Raw genomic sequence first — 18,020 nt, forward strand, 5'->3', positions numbered from 1 at the left:
CCACCGGACCGCCGGCCGACCCGCCCACGCCGCCCGCCACCCGACGAAGGCCCTGTCATGGCACACCTCGCCACCGCCCCCGGCCCACGCCGCCGACGCGCCCGGGAACGCCTGCGCGTCCTCGGCTTCCTCTCCCCCTGGCTGATCGGCTTCACCGTCTTCTTCGGCTATCCGCTGACCGCCACCGTCTACTTCTCCTTCACGCGCTACAACCAGATCCAGCCCCCGTCCTTCGTGGGGCTGCGCAACTGGAGGTACGTGTTCACACAGATGCCGCTGTTCGGGCCGGCGCTGTGGAACACGCTGTGGCTGGTCGTGGTCATGGTGGCCCTGCGCGTCGTCTTCGGGCTGGGCACCGGGCTGCTGGTCACCAAGGTGAAGACGGGCGCGGGCTTCTTCCGCACCGCCTTCTACCTGCCCTACCTCGCCCCGCCCGTGGCCGCGACGGTGGCCTTCGTCTTCCTCCTCAACCCGGGCACCGGCCCGGTGAACGACGCCCTCACGGCCCTCGGCGTCCCCGCCCCCGACTGGTTCAACGACCCTCACTGGGCCAAGCCCTCGCTGGTGCTGCTGTCGCTGTGGGGCATCGGCGACCTGATGGTCATCTTCCTGGCCGCCCTGCTGGACGTGCCCAAGGAGCGGTACGAGGCCGCCCAGCTCGACGGCGCCGGGCCCATCGCGACGTTCCGCTATGTCACCTGGCCGGCGATCACCCCGGTGGTGATGTTCGCGGTCGTGACGGGAGTCGTGCAGACGATGCAGTACTACACCCAGGCGCTCGTCGCCGGGAAGCTCGCCTCCGGCGTCAGCGTCGGCCCCGGCACGACCGTCCAGCCCGGCTATCCGGACCACTCCACGCTCACCGTGACCCAGCTCGTCTACTCGCTCGGCTTCCAGAACTTCAACACCGGCGCCGCGTGCGTGCTCTCCCTGGTGCTGTTCGCCATCGCCATGGCCGCCGCCTCGCTGCTGATGCGCGGCCGCGCCGGGCTGCTCGGGGCGGAGGACCGGCCATGAGAACGAGGACCAGGCCCATGAGAAGAGGACGCGTCCTCCACTGGATCGCCGTGCACACTCTCGCCGTCGCCGCGGCGCTCTTCTTCACCCTGCCGTTCGTCTTCGTCCTCCTCACCTCCGTGATGAGCGACGACCAGGCCCTGAGCGGCGAGCTGTGGCCGCGTTCCTGGCACTGGTCCAACTACGCGGAGGTCTTCCGCACCCCCGGCTTCCTCACCTGGTGGCGGAACTCGCTGCTGTACGCCGGTCTGGGCACCCTGTTCACCGTGTGCTCCTCCCTCCCGGTCGCCTACGCGCTCGCGCGGTTCCGCTTCCGGGGCCGGCGGACCGCGCTCGTCCTCGTGATCGCCACGATGACGCTGCCGCCGCAGGTCGTCGTCATCCCCATGTACCTGGTGTGGGCCCAGCAACTGCACCTGTCGGGAACACTGTGGCCGCTGATCGTGCCGCTGGCGTTCGGCGACGCGTACTCGATCTTCCTGCTGCGGCAGTTCCTGCTCACCATCCCCGCCGAGTACCTGGAGGCCGCGCGACTGGACGGCTGCGGCGAGCTGCGCACCCTGCTGCGCGTCGTCGCGCCGATGGCGAAGCCGGGCATCGCGGCGGTCGCGCTGTTTCAGTTCTTCGCCTGCTGGAACGATTATTTCGGGCCGCAGATCTACGCCGCCCAGAACCCGGGCGCCTGGACGCTGAGTTACGGCCTGGAGTCCTTCAAGAGCGCCCACAGCGTCAACTGGAATCTGACGATGGCCGCCACCCTGCTGGTCATGGCGCCGGTCATCGCCGTCTTCTTCTTCGCCCAGAAGGCCTTCGTCGAAGGCGTCACACTGACAGGAGTCAAGGGTTGAAGCTCGCAGTAGTGGGTGGCGGCTCCACCTACACCCCCGAACTCGTCGACGGATTCGCACGGCTGCGCGACGTCCTCGCCGTCGAGGAGCTCGTCCTCGTCGACCCCGCCGCCGAGCGGCTGGAACCGGTCGGCCGCCTGGCGCGGCGCATCCTCGCCGCGCAGGGCCACCCGGGCCGGGTCACCTGGACCGACGACCTCGACGCGGCCGTCGACGGCGCCGACGCCGTGCTGCTCCAGCTGCGCGTCGGCGGCCAGGCGGCCCGCGAGCGGGACGAGACGTGGCCGCTGGAGTGCGGCTGCGTGGGACAGGAGACCACGGGCGCGGGCGGCCTCGCCAAGGCGCTGCGGACGGTCCCGGTGGTCCTCGACATCGCCGAGCGGGTGCGCCGCCGCAACCCCGGCGCCTGGATCGTGGACTTCACCAACCCCGTCGGAATCGTCACCCGCGCCCTGCTGACCGCCGGGCACCGCGCTGTCGGGCTGTGCAACGTGGCCATCGGTTTCCAGCGGAAGTTCGCCGCCCTGCTCGGGGTGGCGCCCGGCGAGGTCGAGCTGGACCACGTCGGCCTGAACCACCTCACCTGGGAGCGGGCGGTGCGCGTCGGCGGCCGGGACGTCCTGCCCGGGCTGCTCGCGGAGCACGGCGACGCGATCGCGGCGGACCTGCGGATGCCGCGCCGGCTGCTGGACCGGCTGGGCGTCGTCCCCTCGTACTACCTGCGCTACTTCTACGAGCACGACGCGGTCGTCGAGGAGCTGCGGAAGAAGCCCTCGCGGGCGGCCGAGGTCGCGGAGATGGAGCGGACGTTGTTGGAGATGTACGCCGACCCGGCGCTGGACCACAAGCCGGAGCTGCTGGCCAAGCGCGGCGGGGCGTTCTACTCCGAGGCCGCCGTGGCGCTCACCTCGTCGCTGCTGACCGGCACCGGGCCCGTCCAGGTGGTCAACACCCTCAACAACGGCACGCTGCCCTTCCTCCCCGACGACGCCGTCGTCGAGGTGCCGGCGGCGGTGGACGCGGCCGGGGCGCGCCCCCTGCCCGTCCGGCCGCTGGAGCCGCTGTTCGCCGGGCTCGTCGCGCATGTGACGGCCTATGAGCACCTGGCGCTGGAGGCGGCCCTCAAGGGCGGCCGGGACCGGGTCTTCGCGGCGCTCCTCGCCCACCCGCTCGTCGGCCAGGCCGACCGGGCGGAGAAGCTGACGGACGCCCTCCTCCACCACAACCGGGAGCACCTGGCGTGGGCGTGATCGTGGCGATCGACGCCGGCAACAGTAAGACCGACGTGGTTGTCACCGGTACGGACGGCACGGTGTTCGGCCGGGCGCGGGGCGGGGGCTTCCGGCCGCACGCGGTGGGCGTCGAGCAGGCCGTGGACACCCTCCAGTCGGCCGTCGCCGAGGCGATGTCCGACGCGGCGGCGGAGCTCGCCCTTCCACTGGACGTCCGCCTCTTCTCGGCCTGTCTCGCCAACGCCGACTTCCCGGTGGAGGAGGCGGAGCTGGCGGAGGCGATCGCCCGGCGGAACCGGGCGGCGGGCGACCCGGCGGGGTATCCCCCCGTCCGGGTCGCCAACGACACCTTCGCGCTGCTGCGCGCGGGGCTGTCCGACGAGGGCGAGCCGGCGGGCGTCGCCGTCGTGTGCGGGGCGGGCATCAACTGCTCGGGGCTGGCGCCCGGGGGCCGGGTCGCCCGCTTCGCCGCCGTCGGGCGGATCTCGGGCGACTGGGGCGGCGGGGCGCACCTGGCCGAGGAGGCGGTGTGGTGGGCGGCGCGGGCGGCGGACGGGCGCGGCGAGGCGACGGCGCTGGCGCGGGAACTCCCCGCCCACTTCGGGCTGTCGACGATGCCGGAGCTGATCGAGGCCCTCCATCTGGGGCGGATCGAGCGGGCGCGGCGGCACGAACTGGCGCCGGTGCTCTTCGCGGTGGCCGCCGCCGGTGACGCGGTGGCCGGGGCGATCGTGGCGCGGCAGGCCGACGAGGTGGTCGCCCTGGCCTCGGCGGCCCTGGACCGGCTGGGGCTGCTCGACGCGGCGGTGCCGGTGGTGCTGGGCGGCGGGGTCCTGGCGGCCCGTCACCCGCTGCTCCACGAGCGCGTCATGCGGGGGCTGGCGGGACGGGCGCCCCTGGCCGTGCCCCGTGTGGTGACCGCGCCGCCCGTGCTGGGGGCGGCGCTGCTGGCCCTGGACCACCTCGGGGCGCCCACCGCCGCGTACGCGCGGCTGCGGGAGCACTTCGCGTAGCGCGCGAGATCGGCGGAAACCGCGCCGTGGACTCCGGCCTTCCCGGCCGGAGTCCACGGCGCGGCGCCATGTTCGCGTCATGTTCACGCCGTGAGAGACGTCACCGGCGGAGGCGGTCCGCCGTAAATCCTTCGCGCGGGATCACCCCGGGGCGGCGGACTTCCTGACACCCGCGTCAATAGCGGGATTGGCCAGAAATTCCTCCCCTACCGCTGGTTGACCATTCATATACCCAATGTCCGTATTCGGGTCAACCATTTCCCCCTCTCTTCAAGATCGTGCAAACATCCGGCCACGCATGGATTGATCACGAAATACGACAAAGAACTGCCGCAACTCGCCCCAAAAGGGCGTTGCCGAGCATTCGTGACAGCCCCTGCTCCCGACCCACAGATCCCGAGGGGGGATACACGTATGTCGAAGAACGTCACCCGCCGCGTCGTCCTGCGCGGCACCGCGATAGCCGTCGCCGGAGCGGCCCTCGCCGCTCCGGCCGCCATGGCGGCGACGCGCGCCGCCCTGCCCATGGACCACACGGGCATGGACCACTCCGGTCACGGCTCCCACGGCCCCCAGCCCTTCGACGAGGTCTACCAGGGCCGGCGCATCGTCGGCACGCCCGTCACGACCGGCCACGAGGCCCACCACGGCGGCTTCGCCGTGACGATCGACGGCAAGGAACTGCACGTCATGCGGAACGCGGACGGTACGTGGATCAGCGTGATCAACCACTACCAGACGTATCCCGACCCGCTGGCGCTGACGCGTGCCGCCGTCGACAAGCTCCAGGGCGCCTCGCTCGTCCCGATCACCACCCGCTGACCCCGGCCGACTGCCGACCGTCCGGCCCGACGCGGCCGGTCCCCCGAACCGAGAGGACGTAGACCCCCATGGCAGTGCGCAAGAACCAGGCGACCCTGACGGCCACGGAGAAGCGCAACTTCGTCAACGCCCTGCTGGCGCTGAAGAAGAGCGGCAAGTACGACGAATTCGTGCGTACGCACAACGAGTTCATCATGAGCGACGGCGACGACACCGACCGCGTCGGCCACCGTTCGCCGTCCTTCCTGCCCTGGCACCGCCGCTTCCTCATCCAGTTCGAGCAGGAGCTCCAGAGAATCGATTCCTCGGTGACGCTCCCGTACTGGGACTGGACCGCCGACCGCACCGTCACGGCCTCCATATTCGCCGCCGACTTCCTCGGCGGGAACGGCCGCAGCCGCGACGCGCAGGTCACCACCGGCCCGTTCGCGTACTCCACCGGCCAGTGGAACATCAACGTCTCGGCCGACGACCGCCCCTACCTCCAGCGGGAGATGGGCGCGAGCGTCCGCGCGCTGCCCACCCGCGCCGAGGTCGACTCCGTGCTCGCCATGGCCACCTATGACATGGCCCCCTGGAACAGCGCCTCCGACGGCTTCCGCAACCACCTCGAGGGCTGGCGCGGCGTCAACCTCCACAACCGCGTCCACGTGTGGATGGGCGGCCAGATGGCCACCGGCGTCTCCCCCAACGACCCGGTGTTCTGGCTGCACCACTGCTTCATCGACAAGCTGTGGGCCGACTGGCAGCGCATGCACCCCACCTCGGGCTACCTGCCGACCGGCGGCACCACCAACGTCGTGGACCTCAAGGACACGATGCGCCCGTGGAACAACGTGACCCCGGCCGACATGCTCGACCACACGAAGTTCTATACGTACGACCGCTGACGGCCACTCCGCTCGTGGGGCACGCGCCGCGAGACGCCGGGGGTGACGGGCACGACCGCCCGTCACCCCCGGCGTTCCCGTTTCCGGGTACTCCGTCCGCACGGGAACCGAACAGACGCCCCACGCGTGAAATGGGGTGAAAGGCCGAAACGGACACCCGGGCGACGCTCACGACCCGTGCAAGATCGATGCACAACCGGTGTGTTTGTCAGTCCCTGCGGCCATACTGCTGGCCTGGCACCCGTTCCCCGCCGCCCGGGGGACAGCGGGCCGCGGCGACCGAGGGGGAGGTCACGTGTCACCAGCGCAGCCGGATCCGGGAACGCGGCGCACCGCGTGGCGCGAGGGGCTGGAGCGGATCGCGGACGCGGCCACGACGGAGCCCGGCAGACTCAGGGTCATCGGCGCGGTCCTGGCCGCGTTGCTGGTCGCCTTCGGCGCCGTCACCGCCTGGCAGGTCACCGACCGGTCGTCGGCGGCGGACGCCGTGATCGACCGCAGCCAGCCACTGAGCGCCGACGCCGCCGACATCTACCGCTCCCTGGCCGACGCCGACACGGCGGCCGCCGCCGGCTTCCTGGCCGGCCGGGACGAGCCCCGCACGGTCCGCCGGCGCTACGAGAAGGACATCGGCGTCGCCTCCGAGCTCCTGGTGAAGGCCGCCGCCGACACCGGGGGCTCCAGCTCGGCCCGCGAGCAGATAGCCCGGCTCAATCAGCAACTCCCCGTCTACACCGGGCTGGTGGAGTCCGCCCGCGCGGCGGGCCGGCAGGGCCTGCCGCTGGGCGGCGCCTATCTGCGCTACGCCAGCGACCGGATGCGCGAGGACCTGCTGCCGGCCGCCCGCGCCCTCTACGAGGCCGAGACCGGACGCCTCCGTTCCGACTACGCGGACGCCAAGTCCTGGCCCTGGACGGCCCTCACCACGGGCGTCGTGGCCCTCGGCGCCCTCGGCTGGGCCCAGCGTCGCGCCTTCCTGCGCACCAACCGGGTGTTCAACCACGGCCTCCTCGCCGGGACCGCCGCCGGCGCGGTGGTCCTGCTGTGGCTGACCGTCGGCCACGCCGTGGCCCGCGCGGACCTGACCGACTCCTACGAGAACGGGGCCAAGTCCCTCCAGGTGCTCAGCGAGGCCCGGATCGCCTCGCTCCAGGCCCGGGGCGACGAGAGCCTCACCCTGGTGGCCCGGGGCGCCGTGCTCACCGCGTCGGGCGACGACGCCTACGAGGCCAGCTACCGCACGGGCATGCGCAAGCTGATCGGCGGCGACGTCACCGCCTCCGGCGAGCCCGCCCCCGACAGCCTGCTCGGCCGGGCCCGCTCCCTCGCGGACGGCTCGGAAGGGCGCGATCCGGTGCTGGAGGCGATCCATGACGTCAAGCAGTGGCAGCAGCGGCACGGCGAGGCCCGCACCGCCGACGTCGGCGGGTACTACGGCCAGGCGCTCGCCAAGGTGATCGGGGAGAAGGGCAGCGCCCGGGGCAGCACCGGCGAATCGTTCGACCAGGTGGACACCGCGCTGCGCCAGGCCCTCACCCACGAGGAGGACGACTTCCGCCGGGCGGCGGAGGACGGGCGCGGCGCGTTCACGGGGCTGGCGGCCGGAGCCGCCGTCCTGGCCGTGCTCGGGGCCGCGGGCGCGGTGCTCGGCATCGGCCGCAGGCTGTCGGAGTACCGGTGAGACGGGGAGGCGGAGCGATGGGCGGACGACGCGGAACCAGGGCCGGGGCCGTGGTGACGGCCTGCGTGTGGACGCTCGCCGTCGCCCTGGGCGCGGCCGTCCTGCCGGCGGCGCGCCCCACCGGCCCCGTGGCCCGGATCCCGGCGGCCGCGCCGGCGGCGGCCGTGCGCGCGCCCGCGACGTGCGTCGCCCCCGAGGCGAGCCTGCGGCCCTCGACGGCCGACGGCCCGGCCGTCCGGCGCATCAAGGAGCGCGGCCGGCTCATCGCCGGCGTCGACCAGAACAGCTACCGCTGGGGCTACCGCGACCCCGCCACCGGCGAGCTCAGCGGCTTCGACATCGACCTGGTCCACGCCATCGCCAAGGCCGTCCTCGGCGACCCCGGCAAGGTCGTCTTCCTGGCGATCCCCACCAACCAGCGCATACCCGCCCTGGAAAAGGGCAAGGTGGACATCATCGCGCGCACCATGACGATCAACTGCGACCGGGCCCGGCAAGTCGCCTTCTCCACGGCCTACTTCGAGGCCGGACAGCAGGTGCTGGCCCCCAAGGCCTCACCGGTCACGGCGTTCGACGACACCCTGGAGGGGAAGAAAGTCTGTACGGCCAAGGGATCCACGGGCGAGAGCGAGCTGAAGAACGAGTCGCACGGCGCGTCCGTGCTGACCGTCCCCAACCAGCTCGACTGCCTGGTCCGGCTCCAGCTCGGACAGGTCGACGCGGTGATCACCGACAGCGCCCTGGCCGCCGGACAGGCGGCCCAGGACCCGTCCGTGCGACTGGTCGGCAAACCGTTCACCACCGAGTCCTACGGCGTGGCGATGAACCTCAAGGACGAAGACCTGGTACGCCGGGTCAACGCGGTACTGGAGGACTACCGCCGGGGCGGCGAGGCGAGCCCCTGGATGCTGGCGTACCGCAAGTGGCTGGCGGCCGACCTCCAGGGCATCACCGCTCCGCCGGAGCCCCGGTACCGGGACTGACGGCACGGAAGGACCGAAGCACCACACCGTTCGCGCGCGGCACCGGCCGCGGGACAGGAGAGGGGACCGATGGTGGTCGCGGGGCCCACCGGGCCGGCCTTGAGCCGCGAGGAGGTGGACCGTGCGCTGGCACGGCTCGGCGCGGAGCACGAGGCGGTCGAGTCCACCCTGCTCGCCCTCCAGGACCACGCCGGGCGGCGGCTGCTGGAGGGCGCGGAGCTGACCGGCGTCACCAGGAGCCGGTGGGAGTCCACCGAGCTCCTCATCACCCAGCTGTGGGTGTACTTCGACGCCTACACCGACGCCCTGGAGGCGGCGCGTGAGCTGCGCGGCCGCCGCCGCTGGCCCACCTCGGGCGAGCTGTCCGAACTGACCGACCTGCTGCGCGGCACCGCCGTCACCCTGCCCGCCGGGCCGCCCCAGGCGGGCATGGTGACCCTGGGCGTGGCGGCCAGGCTGAGCGAACGGCTGAGCCTGACGGAGCTCGTCGAACGGATGAACTCCTGGTACGCCCAGGCCCTGGACGTGCTCGTCATCGCCGACGCCGTCTGGTCGGCGCTGCCCACCCGGATCGACCTGCTCGCCGCCGAGCTCGGGCGCGTCCGCTCCCTCGCCCACTCCGTGGGCGTCCTGCCGGGCGAGCACCCGGCGGGCGACGACCTGGAGCGCCTCACCATGGAACTGGCCGCGCTGCGGTCCGAGGTGATATCCGATCCGCTCGTCTTCTGGACCGGCGCCCCGCCCAGCTCCGCGCCCGGCGGCCGCCCCGACACCGCCCGCTACGACCGTGCCGAGCGCGCCCTGGAGGACGTGCGCCGGGAGGTGGAGGCCGTCCTCGACGTCCGCCAGGACGCCGAGCGCCGGCTGATGCGCGTGCGCGACGTCCTCTCGCGCGCCGACCGCACCCTGGGCGAGGCCCGCCGGGCCCGGATGGAGGTCCTGTCGAAGATCGCCGCCTATGAGGTGCCCGTGGTCTCCGGGCCGCCGACCGTGCTCTACGAGCAGCTGGAGACGGCCGGCGAGTACCGCAGGCGCGCCGCGTGGCACCGGCTCTCCCCGCTCCTGGAGGGCCTGGAGCGGCACGCCGAGGAGGAGTTGCTGCGCGCCCGCGAGTCGCTGACGGCGGTCACGGCGCCGCTGGCCGTACGGGCCGAGCTGCGCGGCCGGCTCGACGCGTACAAGGCCAAGGCGGCGCGGCTGGGCCTGGCGGAGGACGGCCTCGTCATGGAGCGGTACGACGTGGCGCGCCGCATGCTGTGGAGCGCGCCCTGCGATCTCGTCGCCGCCGAGCAGGCGGTGCTGCGCTATCAGCGGGCCGTGGCCGGGGCGCCGGCCCCACGGGGCTCGGCCGCCTCGGAACCGACGGGCACAGGGGGGACGCATGACCGGTGAGGAGTGCCAGCGCCCGGGCTGCGCCGGCCGCTACGAAGACGTGGGCGACGGCGAGCTGTACTGCGACACGTGCGGTCTCGCCCCCGTCGTATCGCCGGGCGGGCAGATCGCCTCGCCCGCCACGGGGATCACCCACGCGGGCGGCCGGGGCGGCTCCGGCGGTTCGGGGTCGTCGGGCTCGTCGAAGTCATCGGGCTCGTCGGGCTCGTCCGGGTCCTCGCGCTCGTCGTCGGGGTCGTCGGCGGGGTCTTCGGCGGGATCGTCGTCACGGTCGTCGCGGTCGTCGTCGCGGTCGTCGGGGTCCCGCCGGTCGGTGTCGGGGCGGCTGACGCGTTCGGTGAACGGGGGCACGGGCGTCGCGACGCGGTCCGTCTCCGTGCGCAGCCGGGAGTCCGGCGGATCCGGCGCCGGCCGCAACAAGCTGGGCGCGGGCCTGGTCGCCATGCCGGGCGTGCCGCGCCCCGACCCCCGGGCGGCGGTGCTGGAGCGCCCGGAGGTGCCCGAGCGCAAGCGGTTCTGCAGCCGCAGCGACTGCGGCGCGCCCGTGGGCCGTTCGGGCCCCCACCGGGCGGGGCGCACGGAGGGCTACTGCACCAAGTGCGGCCACCCGTACTCCTTCGTGCCGAAGCTGCGCCCCGGCGATGTGGTGCGCGGGCAGTACGAGGTGGCGGGCTGTCTCGCGCACGGCGGGCTCGGCTGGATCTACCTGGCCATCGACCGGGCCGTGGCCGACCGCTGGGTGGTCCTCAAGGGCCTGCTCGACACCGGTGACGAGGACGCGCTGGCGGCGGCCGTCGCCGAGCGGCGCTTCCTCGCGGAGATCGAGCACTCCAACATCGTCCGCATCTACAACTTCGTCGAGCACCTCGACCAGCGCACGGGCAGCCTCGACGGCTACATCGTCATGGAGTACGTCGGCGGCAAGTCCCTCAAGGAGATCGCCAACGAGCGCCGCCACCCCGACGGGCGCCGCGACCCGCTGCCGGTCGAGCAGGCGTGCGCGTACGGCATCGAGGCGCTGGAGGCGCTGGGGCACCTCCACAGCCGCAATCTGCTGTACTGCGACTTCAAGGTCGACAACGCGATCCAGCAGCAGGACCAGCTGAAGCTGATCGACATGGGCGCGGTGCGCCGGATGGACGACCACGACAGCCCCATCTACGGCACGATCGGCTACCAGGCGCCCGAGATCGCCGAGCTGGGCGCGTCGGTCGCCTCCGACCTCTACACGGTGGCGCGCACGCTCGCCGTGCTCACCTTCGACTTCCAGGGCTACACGAACGTCTTCGTGGACAGCCTCCCCTCCCCGGACCACATCGAGGTCTTCACCCGCTACGAGTCCTTCTACCGGCTGCTGGTGCGGGCCACCGACCCGGACCCGGCCCGGCGGTTCGCCTCCGCCGACGAGATGGCCGAGCAGCTGACGGGCGTGCTGAGGGAGGTCGTGGCCCTCCAGACCGGCGCCCCGCGCCCCGCCCTGTCCACGCTCTTCGGCCCGGAGCCGCGGGTGGTGGACACGGTCCTGTTCGAGGAGTGCGACCGCGACGTGTCCGCCCTGGGCGGCCGCGCCCCGGCGCCCCGGCGGACCGGATGGCCGCGCCTTCGCCTGCCGCGCGGCGGCGCGGGCACCGGGCCGGCGGGAACGGCCGGCCCGGCGGCGGGCGGCGCCGGGCCCTCCGGGCGGTCCGCCCCGGTCGTCACACCCGCCGTGGCCACCGGCCCGGCAGGCGCCGGCACGGCCCCCACGGGCCGGCCGGGCGCGGCCGTTCCGCCGGGATCGTCCTACCCGGTGTCCCCCGCCGGCGGCGGCACCGCGTTGCGGCCGGTCGACGCGCGGGCCGCCGCGCTCGCGCTGCCGTTTCCGCTCGTCGACCCGGCCGACCCCAACGCCGGCTTCCTCGCGGGGCTGATCGCCTCGCAGCCCGCCGAGCTGTACGCCGCGCTCCAGGCCGCGCCGACCGAATCGCCGGAGCTGCGGCTGCGGCGGGTGCGGGCCCAGCTGGAGCTCGGCGAGGACGAGCAGGCGTCCCACGCGCTCGCCGCGCTGGAGGCCGCGAGCCCCGACGACTGGCGCACCGTCTGGCACCGGGGCGTCCACGCCCTCGCCGTCGGCGACCACACCACGGCGGCCCTGTCCTTCGACGCCGTCTACGACGCCTTCCCCGGGGAGCCCACGCCCAAGCTGGCCCTCGGGCTGTGCGCGGAGGTGCTCGGGCAGCTCGACAACGCCGCCGAGTACTACCACCTGGTGTGGGCGACCGACCCGGGCTTCGTCGGGGCCGCGTTCGCCCTGGCCCGGGTGCGGCTGGCCGCCGGGGACCGCGCGGGCGCGGTACGGGCCCTGGAGTCCGTGCCGGCGGCGTCCATCCACTGCACGGCGGCCCGGGTAGCGGCGGTCCGGGCCCGGCTGCGGGGGCGCTCGGCCGCGGAACCGCTGCTGGACGACCTGCGGGCCGCCGCCGGCCAGGTGGCGGGCCTCACGGACCTCGGGCTGGACGCGGTGCGGCGCGAACGGCTGTCGACGGAAGTGCTCGGCACCGCGCTGGACTGGGTGCTGTCGGGCCGCGAGGGCGGCGCGCCGGGGGCCGCCCCCGCGCCCCCGGGCGGACCGCCCGTGCTGCTCGGCAGCGGGCTGGACGAGCGGGAGCTGCGGTTCGGGCTGGAACGCTCGTACCGGGTGCTCGCGCGGCTGGCCCAGCGCGGTGAGGAACGGATCGAACTGGTGGAACGGGCCAACCGTTACCGCCCCAGGACATGGGTGTGATCGATGTCGCAACTGCCCCCACAGCTGACGGCGTGCCCCGCCTGTCACGAGCCGCTGGAACCCGCCGACAACTTCTGCGGAGGCTGCGGCGTGGACCTCTCGGCGGTGCCGCCCGCGCCCGACGACCCACGGGCGGTGGGATGGCGGCGGCCTGACACGCCCGTGGCGCGGGAGGCGGACGACTACCGGCTCGCCCCGCCGGCCGCCGGCGTCCCCGCGCAGCCGGCGCGTGGCGCGGGCCCCTCCGGGCCCTGCGCGGCCTGCCGGTCGGGCATGATCGACAACGACGGGTACTGCGAACACTGCGGACATGCACAGCCGCGCGAACGGGATCACATGGAGCACGAGTCGGCAGGCGTCGCGGCGGTCACCGACCGCGGCCTGCGCCACCACCGCAACGAGGACGCGTACGCCGTGTCCACCACCGAACTCCCCGGCCGGCCGCCTGCCGTCGTCGCGGTCGTCAGCGACGGCGTGTCGTCCGCGGCCCGCCCCGACGAGGCGTCGGCCGCCGCCGTCGAGGCCGCCCACGACTCGCTGGTGACGGCCCTGTCCCGGGGCACCGCCCCCAAGGAGGCCACGCACGAGGCGGTCGTCGCCGCCGCCGAGGCCGTGGCCGCCCTGACCACACCCGCCCATGAGCCGCGCGAGCACGGCCACTACCGCCATGAGAACGCCCCCGCCTGCACCATCGTCAGCGCCGTCGTCAGCGGCGACCTGCTGACCGTCGGCTGGGTCGGCGACAGCCGCGCCTACTGGGTGCCCGACGACCGCTCCAAGCAGCCCGCGCGGCTCACCGAGGACGACTCCTGGGCCGCCCAGATGGTGGCGGCGGGCCTGATGTCGGAGGCGGAGGCCTACGCCGACGAGCGCGCCCACGCCATCACCGGCTGGCTCGGCGCGGACGCCTACGAGGTCGAGCCGCACACCGCCTCGTACCACCTCGACCGCCCCGGTGTGGTGATCGTCTGTACCGACGGGCTGTGGAACTACGCCGAGTCCGCCGAGGAGATGGCGTCCGTCGTGCCCGCCGACGCCCGCTCCCGGCCGTTGGAGTGCGCACGCCGTCTGCTGGCCCACGCTCTGGACGGAGGGGGCCACGACAACGTAACAGTGGCAGTGGTGCCGTTCCCGTCCCGGGCCGAAGGGGCAGGATCGGCCTGACGCGCCGCGGTTTCCACGGGGGGATCCACGCACGGTGCCGGGCTCCGGCGCCGCGCCGTCCGTCCGCCCCGCCGCTACGCCCGTGCCGACCACGTGGAGTACGTACGAAGGAGCGGATCAGATGGCCCATTTCGCCAAACCGGGCGTGCCCGGGTTCGCCGTCGACGTGTACCAGAACGTCAATCTCCCGGAGGGGGGCCGGGAGGTCAACGCCATCGTCACGGTGACCTCCACCGGCACGGACACGGACACGGGCGCGGTCGTGCCCGGCCCCCGCGTCCCGGACGCCGCCGTCGTCCTCATGGTCGACTGCTCGGGCTCGATGGACTACCCGCCCGCCAAGATGCGCAGCGCCCGCGAGGCCACGGCCGCCGCCGTCGACGCGCTGCGCGACGGGGTCGCCTTCGCCGTGGTGGGCGGCACCCACCAGGCGCGCGAGATATACCCGGCCGGCGGGCGGCTCGCGATCGCCGACGACATGACCCGCGGCCAGGCCAAGGAGGCGCTGCGCAAGCTCAGCCCGGGCGGCGGCACCGCCATCGGCACCTGGCTGCGCCTCGCCGACCGGCTGCTGTCCTCGTCCGACGCGGCGATACGTCACGGCATCCTGCTCACCGACGGCCGCAACGAGCACGAGGAGCCGGACGCGCTGCGGGCGTCGCTGGACGCGTGCGCGGGCCGGTTCACCTGTGACGCGCGGGGCGTGGGGACGGACTGGGAGGTCAAGGAGGTCACGGGCATCGCCTCCGCGCTGCTGGGCAGCGCCGACATCGTCGCCGACCCGGCCGGGCTGGCCGAGGACTTCACGCGGATGATGGAAACGGTCATGGGCAAGGAGGTAGCGGACGTCTCGCTGCGGCTGTGGACGCCGCAGGGTGCCGAGGTGGTCTTCGTCAAGCAGGTCGCGCCCACCATGGAGGAGCTGACGGACCGCCGCCAGGAGTCCGGGCCGCGCTCCGGCGACTACCCGACGGGCGCGTGGGGCGACGAGTCCCGCGACTACCACGTCTGCGTCCGGGTGCCGAGCGCCCATGTGGGCCAGGAGATGCTGGCCGCCCGGGTGTCCCTGGTGCTGCCCACTCCCGACGGCTCGTCACCGCACGTCCTGGGCCAGGGCCTGATCCGGGCGGTGTGGACGGACGACCTGGAGGCGTCGACGGCCATCAGCCCCCAGGTGGCCCACTACACGGGCCAGGCCGAGCTGGCCCTGGCCATCCAGCAGGGCCTGGACCTGCGCAAGGCGGGGGACGTGGACGGGGCGACCGCCAAGCTCGGCCGGGCCGTCCAGCTGGCCAGCCGCTCCGGCCACGCGGACACCGCGAAACTCCTTGCGAAGGTGGTGGACGTCGTGGACGCGGCGAACGGTACTGTGCGGCTGAAGGCGAAGGTCTCGGAGGAGGCCGAGATGACGCTGGAAACCCGTTCCACGAAGACCGTTCGCGTCAAGAAGTAGCGCCGAGAAGCAACCGCCAGAGGGGGAAGAGACCGACATGCCGACCTGCCCGAACGGCCACCCGTCGGAGGCCGCAGACTGGTGCGAGGTGTGCGGCCACCGGATGTCGGCGGCCACGGCACCGCCCGGTCCCCCGGCCGCCGTCCCGCCGCCGCCCACCGCGCCGCCCTCGGCCGGCGGCACCGGCGGCTACGGCTACCCGGGCGGCGACGCCACCGTCCAGGCGGAGCTCTGTCCGCAGTGCCGCACCCCCCGCGAGGCGCAGGGCCCCTTCTGCGAGGAGTGCCGCTACAACTTCGTCACCCGGTCGGCGAACCCCTACGCGTCGCCTCCCCCGCCCTCGCAGCCCCTCCAGTCGGCCCCGCCGCCCCCGGCGCAGCACACCCAGTCGCCGCCGAGCTTCGAGTACACCGGCTCCCGGCCGTCGCGGATCAACCGCCCGGCCGAGCCGCTGGCGCCGCCCTTCGGCGAGGACGAGGACTGGGTGCTGACCCCGCCGGACGCGGCGGCGCCAGCCGCGCAGGCCGCCCAGGCGCCGTCGGCCGGGCACAACCCGTACGCGTACGAGCCCTACGAGCCGTATGAGGCGTACGAGTCCTCGCCGCCGCAGCCGGCCGTGCCCGCGCCGGCGGCGGGCTGGGTCGCGGTCGTCGCGCCCGACCGGGAGTACTTCCTGTCGATGATGAACCGCAGCGGCCCGGAGGCGGCGGGGCTGAACCTGCCCGCCTACTCCCCCGAACTGCGCTTCCCCCTCGGCGGCCAGCAGGTGACCATCGGCCGGCGCCGGCACAGCACCGGCGAGTCCCCGGACATCGACCTGTCCCGTCCCCCGGAGGACCCGGGCGTCTCGCACCAGCACGCGATGCTGGTGCAGCAGCCGGACGGGGGCTGGGCGGTCGTCGACCAGGACTCCACCAACGGCACGACGATCAACGACTCCGAGGACGCGATCCAGCCCTATGTGCCCGTACCACTGCGGGACGGGGACCGGGTGCACGTGGGCGCGTGGACGACGATCACGGTCCGGCGGGGCTGAGGGAGCCGGAAGGGTCGTAGGACTCCGGTCCTCGGCCGGGGGGTCTGAGACCATGGAAACGTGATTGAGATTCCGCGCGGCACGCTTCCCGAGCAGACCTTCTACGAGCAGGTCGGCGGGGAGAAGACCTTCCGGCGCCTGGTCCACCGCTTCTACCAGGGTGTGGCCGGTGACCCGCTGCTGCGGCCGATGTACCCGGAGGAGGACCTCGGCCCGGCCGAGGAGCGGCTGGTCCTCTTCCTGATGCAGTACTGGGGCGGCCCCCGGACGTACAGCGAGAACCGGGGCCACCCGCGCCTGCGGATGCGCCACGCGCCCTTCGTCGTCGACCGCGCCGCCCACGACGCCTGGCTCCGCCACATGCGCGACGCGGTGGACGAACTCGCCCTCGCCCCGGAACTGGAGCACCAGCTCTGGAACTACATGACGTACGCGGCGGCGTCGATGATCAACACGGCGGACTGACGGCCCGCCCCGTAAGGGGCGCGGGGAACTGCGCGACCAGCCCCGGACGGCCCGCAGCCGACTGATCTCGCACCCAGCGGAGCGCTAGGCGGGCGTAACCGTAAGCCCCCGCAAACCGCTCCCGGCAGGGCCCACGCTCACGGCGACCGACCCGTACGGCGTCCGCAACCGCAGCCACCCCCGCGCGGCGAACAGCACCGGCGCCTCGGGCGCCGCAGCCGTGACCGGGCCGGCTCCGCCGGCAAAGGCTTCGGCCCGCACAGGCGGCCGCAAGAACCCCAGCGACTGCGCCGCGTGCACGGCCCGCAACGGCAACCCGGTATCCCCGAGCGTCCGCGACCAGATTTCCCGCCCGATGCGGTCCCGCTCGGCCCGCGTGCGCCGGTGCTCGGGCAGCGCCTCGTCCCGCGCGCGGAACTCCGCGACGGCCGCGGCCACCGCGCCGCGCACGGCCTCCGCGCCCGGGAATCCCTCGACCCGTCGCCAGCCGCCGCGGGGCGGCAGGACACCGGCCCAGGGCGGGCCGGTGACGGCCTCGGGAACGGTGATCTCCAGCGCCCCGGAGGGCGCCGGCGCACCGGCGTCGAGGGCGTCCGCGAGCTGTCCCGCCGAGACGGTGACGTCCAGCGCGACAGGCTCGGCGAGCCGGGCCGTGCGGATCGCCAGGACCTCGAAGGACGGCGGACGGCCGAAGACACCGAGGACACCGCCGCCCGCCTGGAGGCGGACGGCGGCGGCCCGGTCGTAGTGGATCAGCCGGGCCAGGAAGGCGGCCAGATCGGCCGCCTCCCGGGCGTCGGCGAAGCACAGCCGCTGCGTCATGCGGCGACGGCCTCCCCGGAAGGCCCGGCGGGTTCGTCGGCGAACGTCTTGAGCAGTTCCTTCTCCTCGGCGGTGATCCGCCGGGGGCGGCCGCTCGCGAAGTCGAACGGGACGATCACCGTGGACGCCCGCACATAGACCTGCTCGTCGTCCTTGACCTCGTAGGAGACGGTCATGGACGCGGCGCCGACCTTGGTCACCCATGTCTCGACGGTCACCGGCTCCGGCCGGTGGACCAGCGGGCGCAGGTAGTCGATCTCGTGACGGGCCACGACGGACCCGTCGACGAAGGACTCCTTGCCCGCTCCCGCCTTCAGCTGGTGGATGAGGTCGATCCGCGCCTCCTCGAGGTAGCGCAGGAAGACCGCGTTGTTGACATGGCCGTAGGCGTCCATGTCGGACCAGCGGAGGGGGCACGAGTAGATGTGGCGCGCCACG

Annotated in this window: 17 protein-coding genes; 14 read left to right on the forward strand and 3 right to left on the reverse strand. The window is 73.8% G+C overall.

Features of this window, described 5'->3' with window-relative positions; all coding sequences use genetic code 11:
- Positions 1-57 precede the first annotated feature (57 nt).
- From EKH77_RS10755 to EKH77_RS10795, 9 genes are all read left to right on the forward strand, one after another.
- Positions 58-1,017 carry a carbohydrate ABC transporter permease gene (locus tag EKH77_RS10755; RefSeq protein ID WP_126914180.1) on the forward strand — a complete coding sequence of 320 codons (960 nt, stop codon included), beginning with the start codon at positions 58-60 and terminating at the stop codon, positions 1,015-1,017.
- Positions 1,014-1,865 (forward strand): carbohydrate ABC transporter permease, encoded by an 852-nt coding sequence (locus EKH77_RS10760; RefSeq protein ID WP_126914181.1) that lies wholly within the window; start codon positions 1,014-1,016, stop codon positions 1,863-1,865. Before EKH77_RS10755 ends, EKH77_RS10760 begins: the two co-directional genes overlap by 4 nt.
- Positions 1,862-3,115: a 6-phospho-beta-glucosidase gene (locus EKH77_RS10765; RefSeq protein ID WP_126914182.1), complete on the forward strand. Its 1,254-nt coding sequence runs from the start codon at positions 1,862-1,864 to the stop codon at positions 3,113-3,115. Before EKH77_RS10760 ends, EKH77_RS10765 begins: the two co-directional genes overlap by 4 nt.
- A complete protein-coding gene (locus EKH77_RS10770) occupies positions 3,106-4,110 on the forward strand; it encodes an N-acetylglucosamine kinase (RefSeq protein WP_126914183.1) in 1,005 nt (334 codons plus the stop codon). Before EKH77_RS10765 ends, EKH77_RS10770 begins: the two co-directional genes overlap by 10 nt.
- Positions 4,111-4,524: 414 nt before the next feature.
- A complete protein-coding gene (melC1, locus tag EKH77_RS10775) occupies positions 4,525-4,932 on the forward strand; it encodes an apotyrosinase chaperone MelC1 (RefSeq protein ID WP_126914184.1) in 408 nt (135 codons plus the stop codon).
- 68 nt (positions 4,933-5,000) lie between these two features.
- Positions 5,001-5,822, forward strand: coding sequence for a tyrosinase MelC2 (gene melC2, locus EKH77_RS10780; RefSeq protein ID WP_126914185.1), 822 nt, complete (start codon positions 5,001-5,003; stop codon positions 5,820-5,822).
- 295 nt (positions 5,823-6,117) lie between these two features.
- A complete protein-coding gene (locus tag EKH77_RS10785) occupies positions 6,118-7,503 on the forward strand; it encodes a hypothetical protein (RefSeq protein ID WP_206279839.1) in 1,386 nt (461 codons plus the stop codon).
- Positions 7,504-7,520: 17 nt separating this feature from the next.
- Entirely contained in the window at positions 7,521-8,486 is a 966-nt protein-coding gene (locus tag EKH77_RS10790; RefSeq protein ID WP_126914186.1) for a glutamate ABC transporter substrate-binding protein, read from the forward strand.
- Positions 8,487-8,555: 69 nt separating this feature from the next.
- On the forward strand, positions 8,556-9,878 hold the full coding sequence (locus EKH77_RS10795; protein ID WP_126914187.1) for a hypothetical protein: 1,323 nt from the start codon (positions 8,556-8,558) through the stop codon (positions 9,876-9,878).
- 30 nt (positions 9,879-9,908) lie between these two features.
- Here the strand turns inward: EKH77_RS10795 and EKH77_RS34740 are convergent, their stop codons facing one another.
- Positions 9,909-10,229, reverse strand: coding sequence for a hypothetical protein (locus tag EKH77_RS34740; RefSeq protein WP_430980985.1), 321 nt, complete (start codon positions 10,227-10,229; stop codon positions 9,909-9,911).
- Here EKH77_RS34740 and EKH77_RS10800 point away from each other — a divergent pair.
- The 5 genes from EKH77_RS10800 to EKH77_RS10820 all read left to right on the forward strand — a co-directional run bounded on the left by EKH77_RS10800 (position 10,216) and on the right by EKH77_RS10820 (position 16,760).
- Positions 10,216-12,642 (forward strand): tetratricopeptide repeat protein, encoded by a 2,427-nt coding sequence (locus tag EKH77_RS10800; RefSeq protein WP_430980986.1) that lies wholly within the window; start codon positions 10,216-10,218, stop codon positions 12,640-12,642. The genes EKH77_RS34740 and EKH77_RS10800 overlap by 14 nt on opposite strands.
- Positions 12,643-12,645: 3 nt before the next feature.
- Positions 12,646-13,806, forward strand: coding sequence for a PP2C family serine/threonine-protein phosphatase (locus tag EKH77_RS10805; protein ID WP_126914189.1), 1,161 nt, complete (start codon positions 12,646-12,648; stop codon positions 13,804-13,806).
- Positions 13,807-13,927: 121 nt separating this feature from the next.
- Positions 13,928-15,259, forward strand: a complete 1,332-nt coding sequence (locus tag EKH77_RS10810; protein ID WP_126914190.1) for a vWA domain-containing protein — start codon at positions 13,928-13,930, stop codon at positions 15,257-15,259.
- Positions 15,260-15,296: 37 nt separating this feature from the next.
- Positions 15,297-16,295: an FHA domain-containing protein gene (locus tag EKH77_RS10815; protein WP_126914191.1), complete on the forward strand. Its 999-nt coding sequence runs from the start codon at positions 15,297-15,299 to the stop codon at positions 16,293-16,295.
- A 60-nt stretch (positions 16,296-16,355) separates the two neighbouring features.
- Positions 16,356-16,760 (forward strand): globin, encoded by a 405-nt coding sequence (locus EKH77_RS10820; protein ID WP_126914192.1) that lies wholly within the window; start codon positions 16,356-16,358, stop codon positions 16,758-16,760.
- 84 nt (positions 16,761-16,844) lie between these two features.
- On the opposite strand, the gene EKH77_RS10825 is transcribed toward EKH77_RS10820, so the two are convergent.
- Positions 16,845-17,582 carry a hypothetical protein gene (locus tag EKH77_RS10825; RefSeq protein WP_126914193.1) on the reverse strand — a complete coding sequence of 246 codons (738 nt, stop codon included), beginning with the start codon at positions 17,580-17,582 and terminating at the stop codon, positions 16,845-16,847.
- Entirely contained in the window at positions 17,579-18,019 is a 441-nt protein-coding gene (locus tag EKH77_RS10830; protein ID WP_126914194.1) for an acyl-CoA thioesterase, read from the reverse strand. Before EKH77_RS10830 ends, EKH77_RS10825 begins: the two co-directional genes overlap by 4 nt.
- Between the last annotated feature and the right edge of the window lies 1 nt (position 18,020).

This window comes from Streptomyces luteoverticillatus, assembly GCF_003970715.1.
GTDB lineage: Bacteria > Actinomycetota > Actinomycetes > Streptomycetales > Streptomycetaceae > Streptomyces > Streptomyces abikoensis.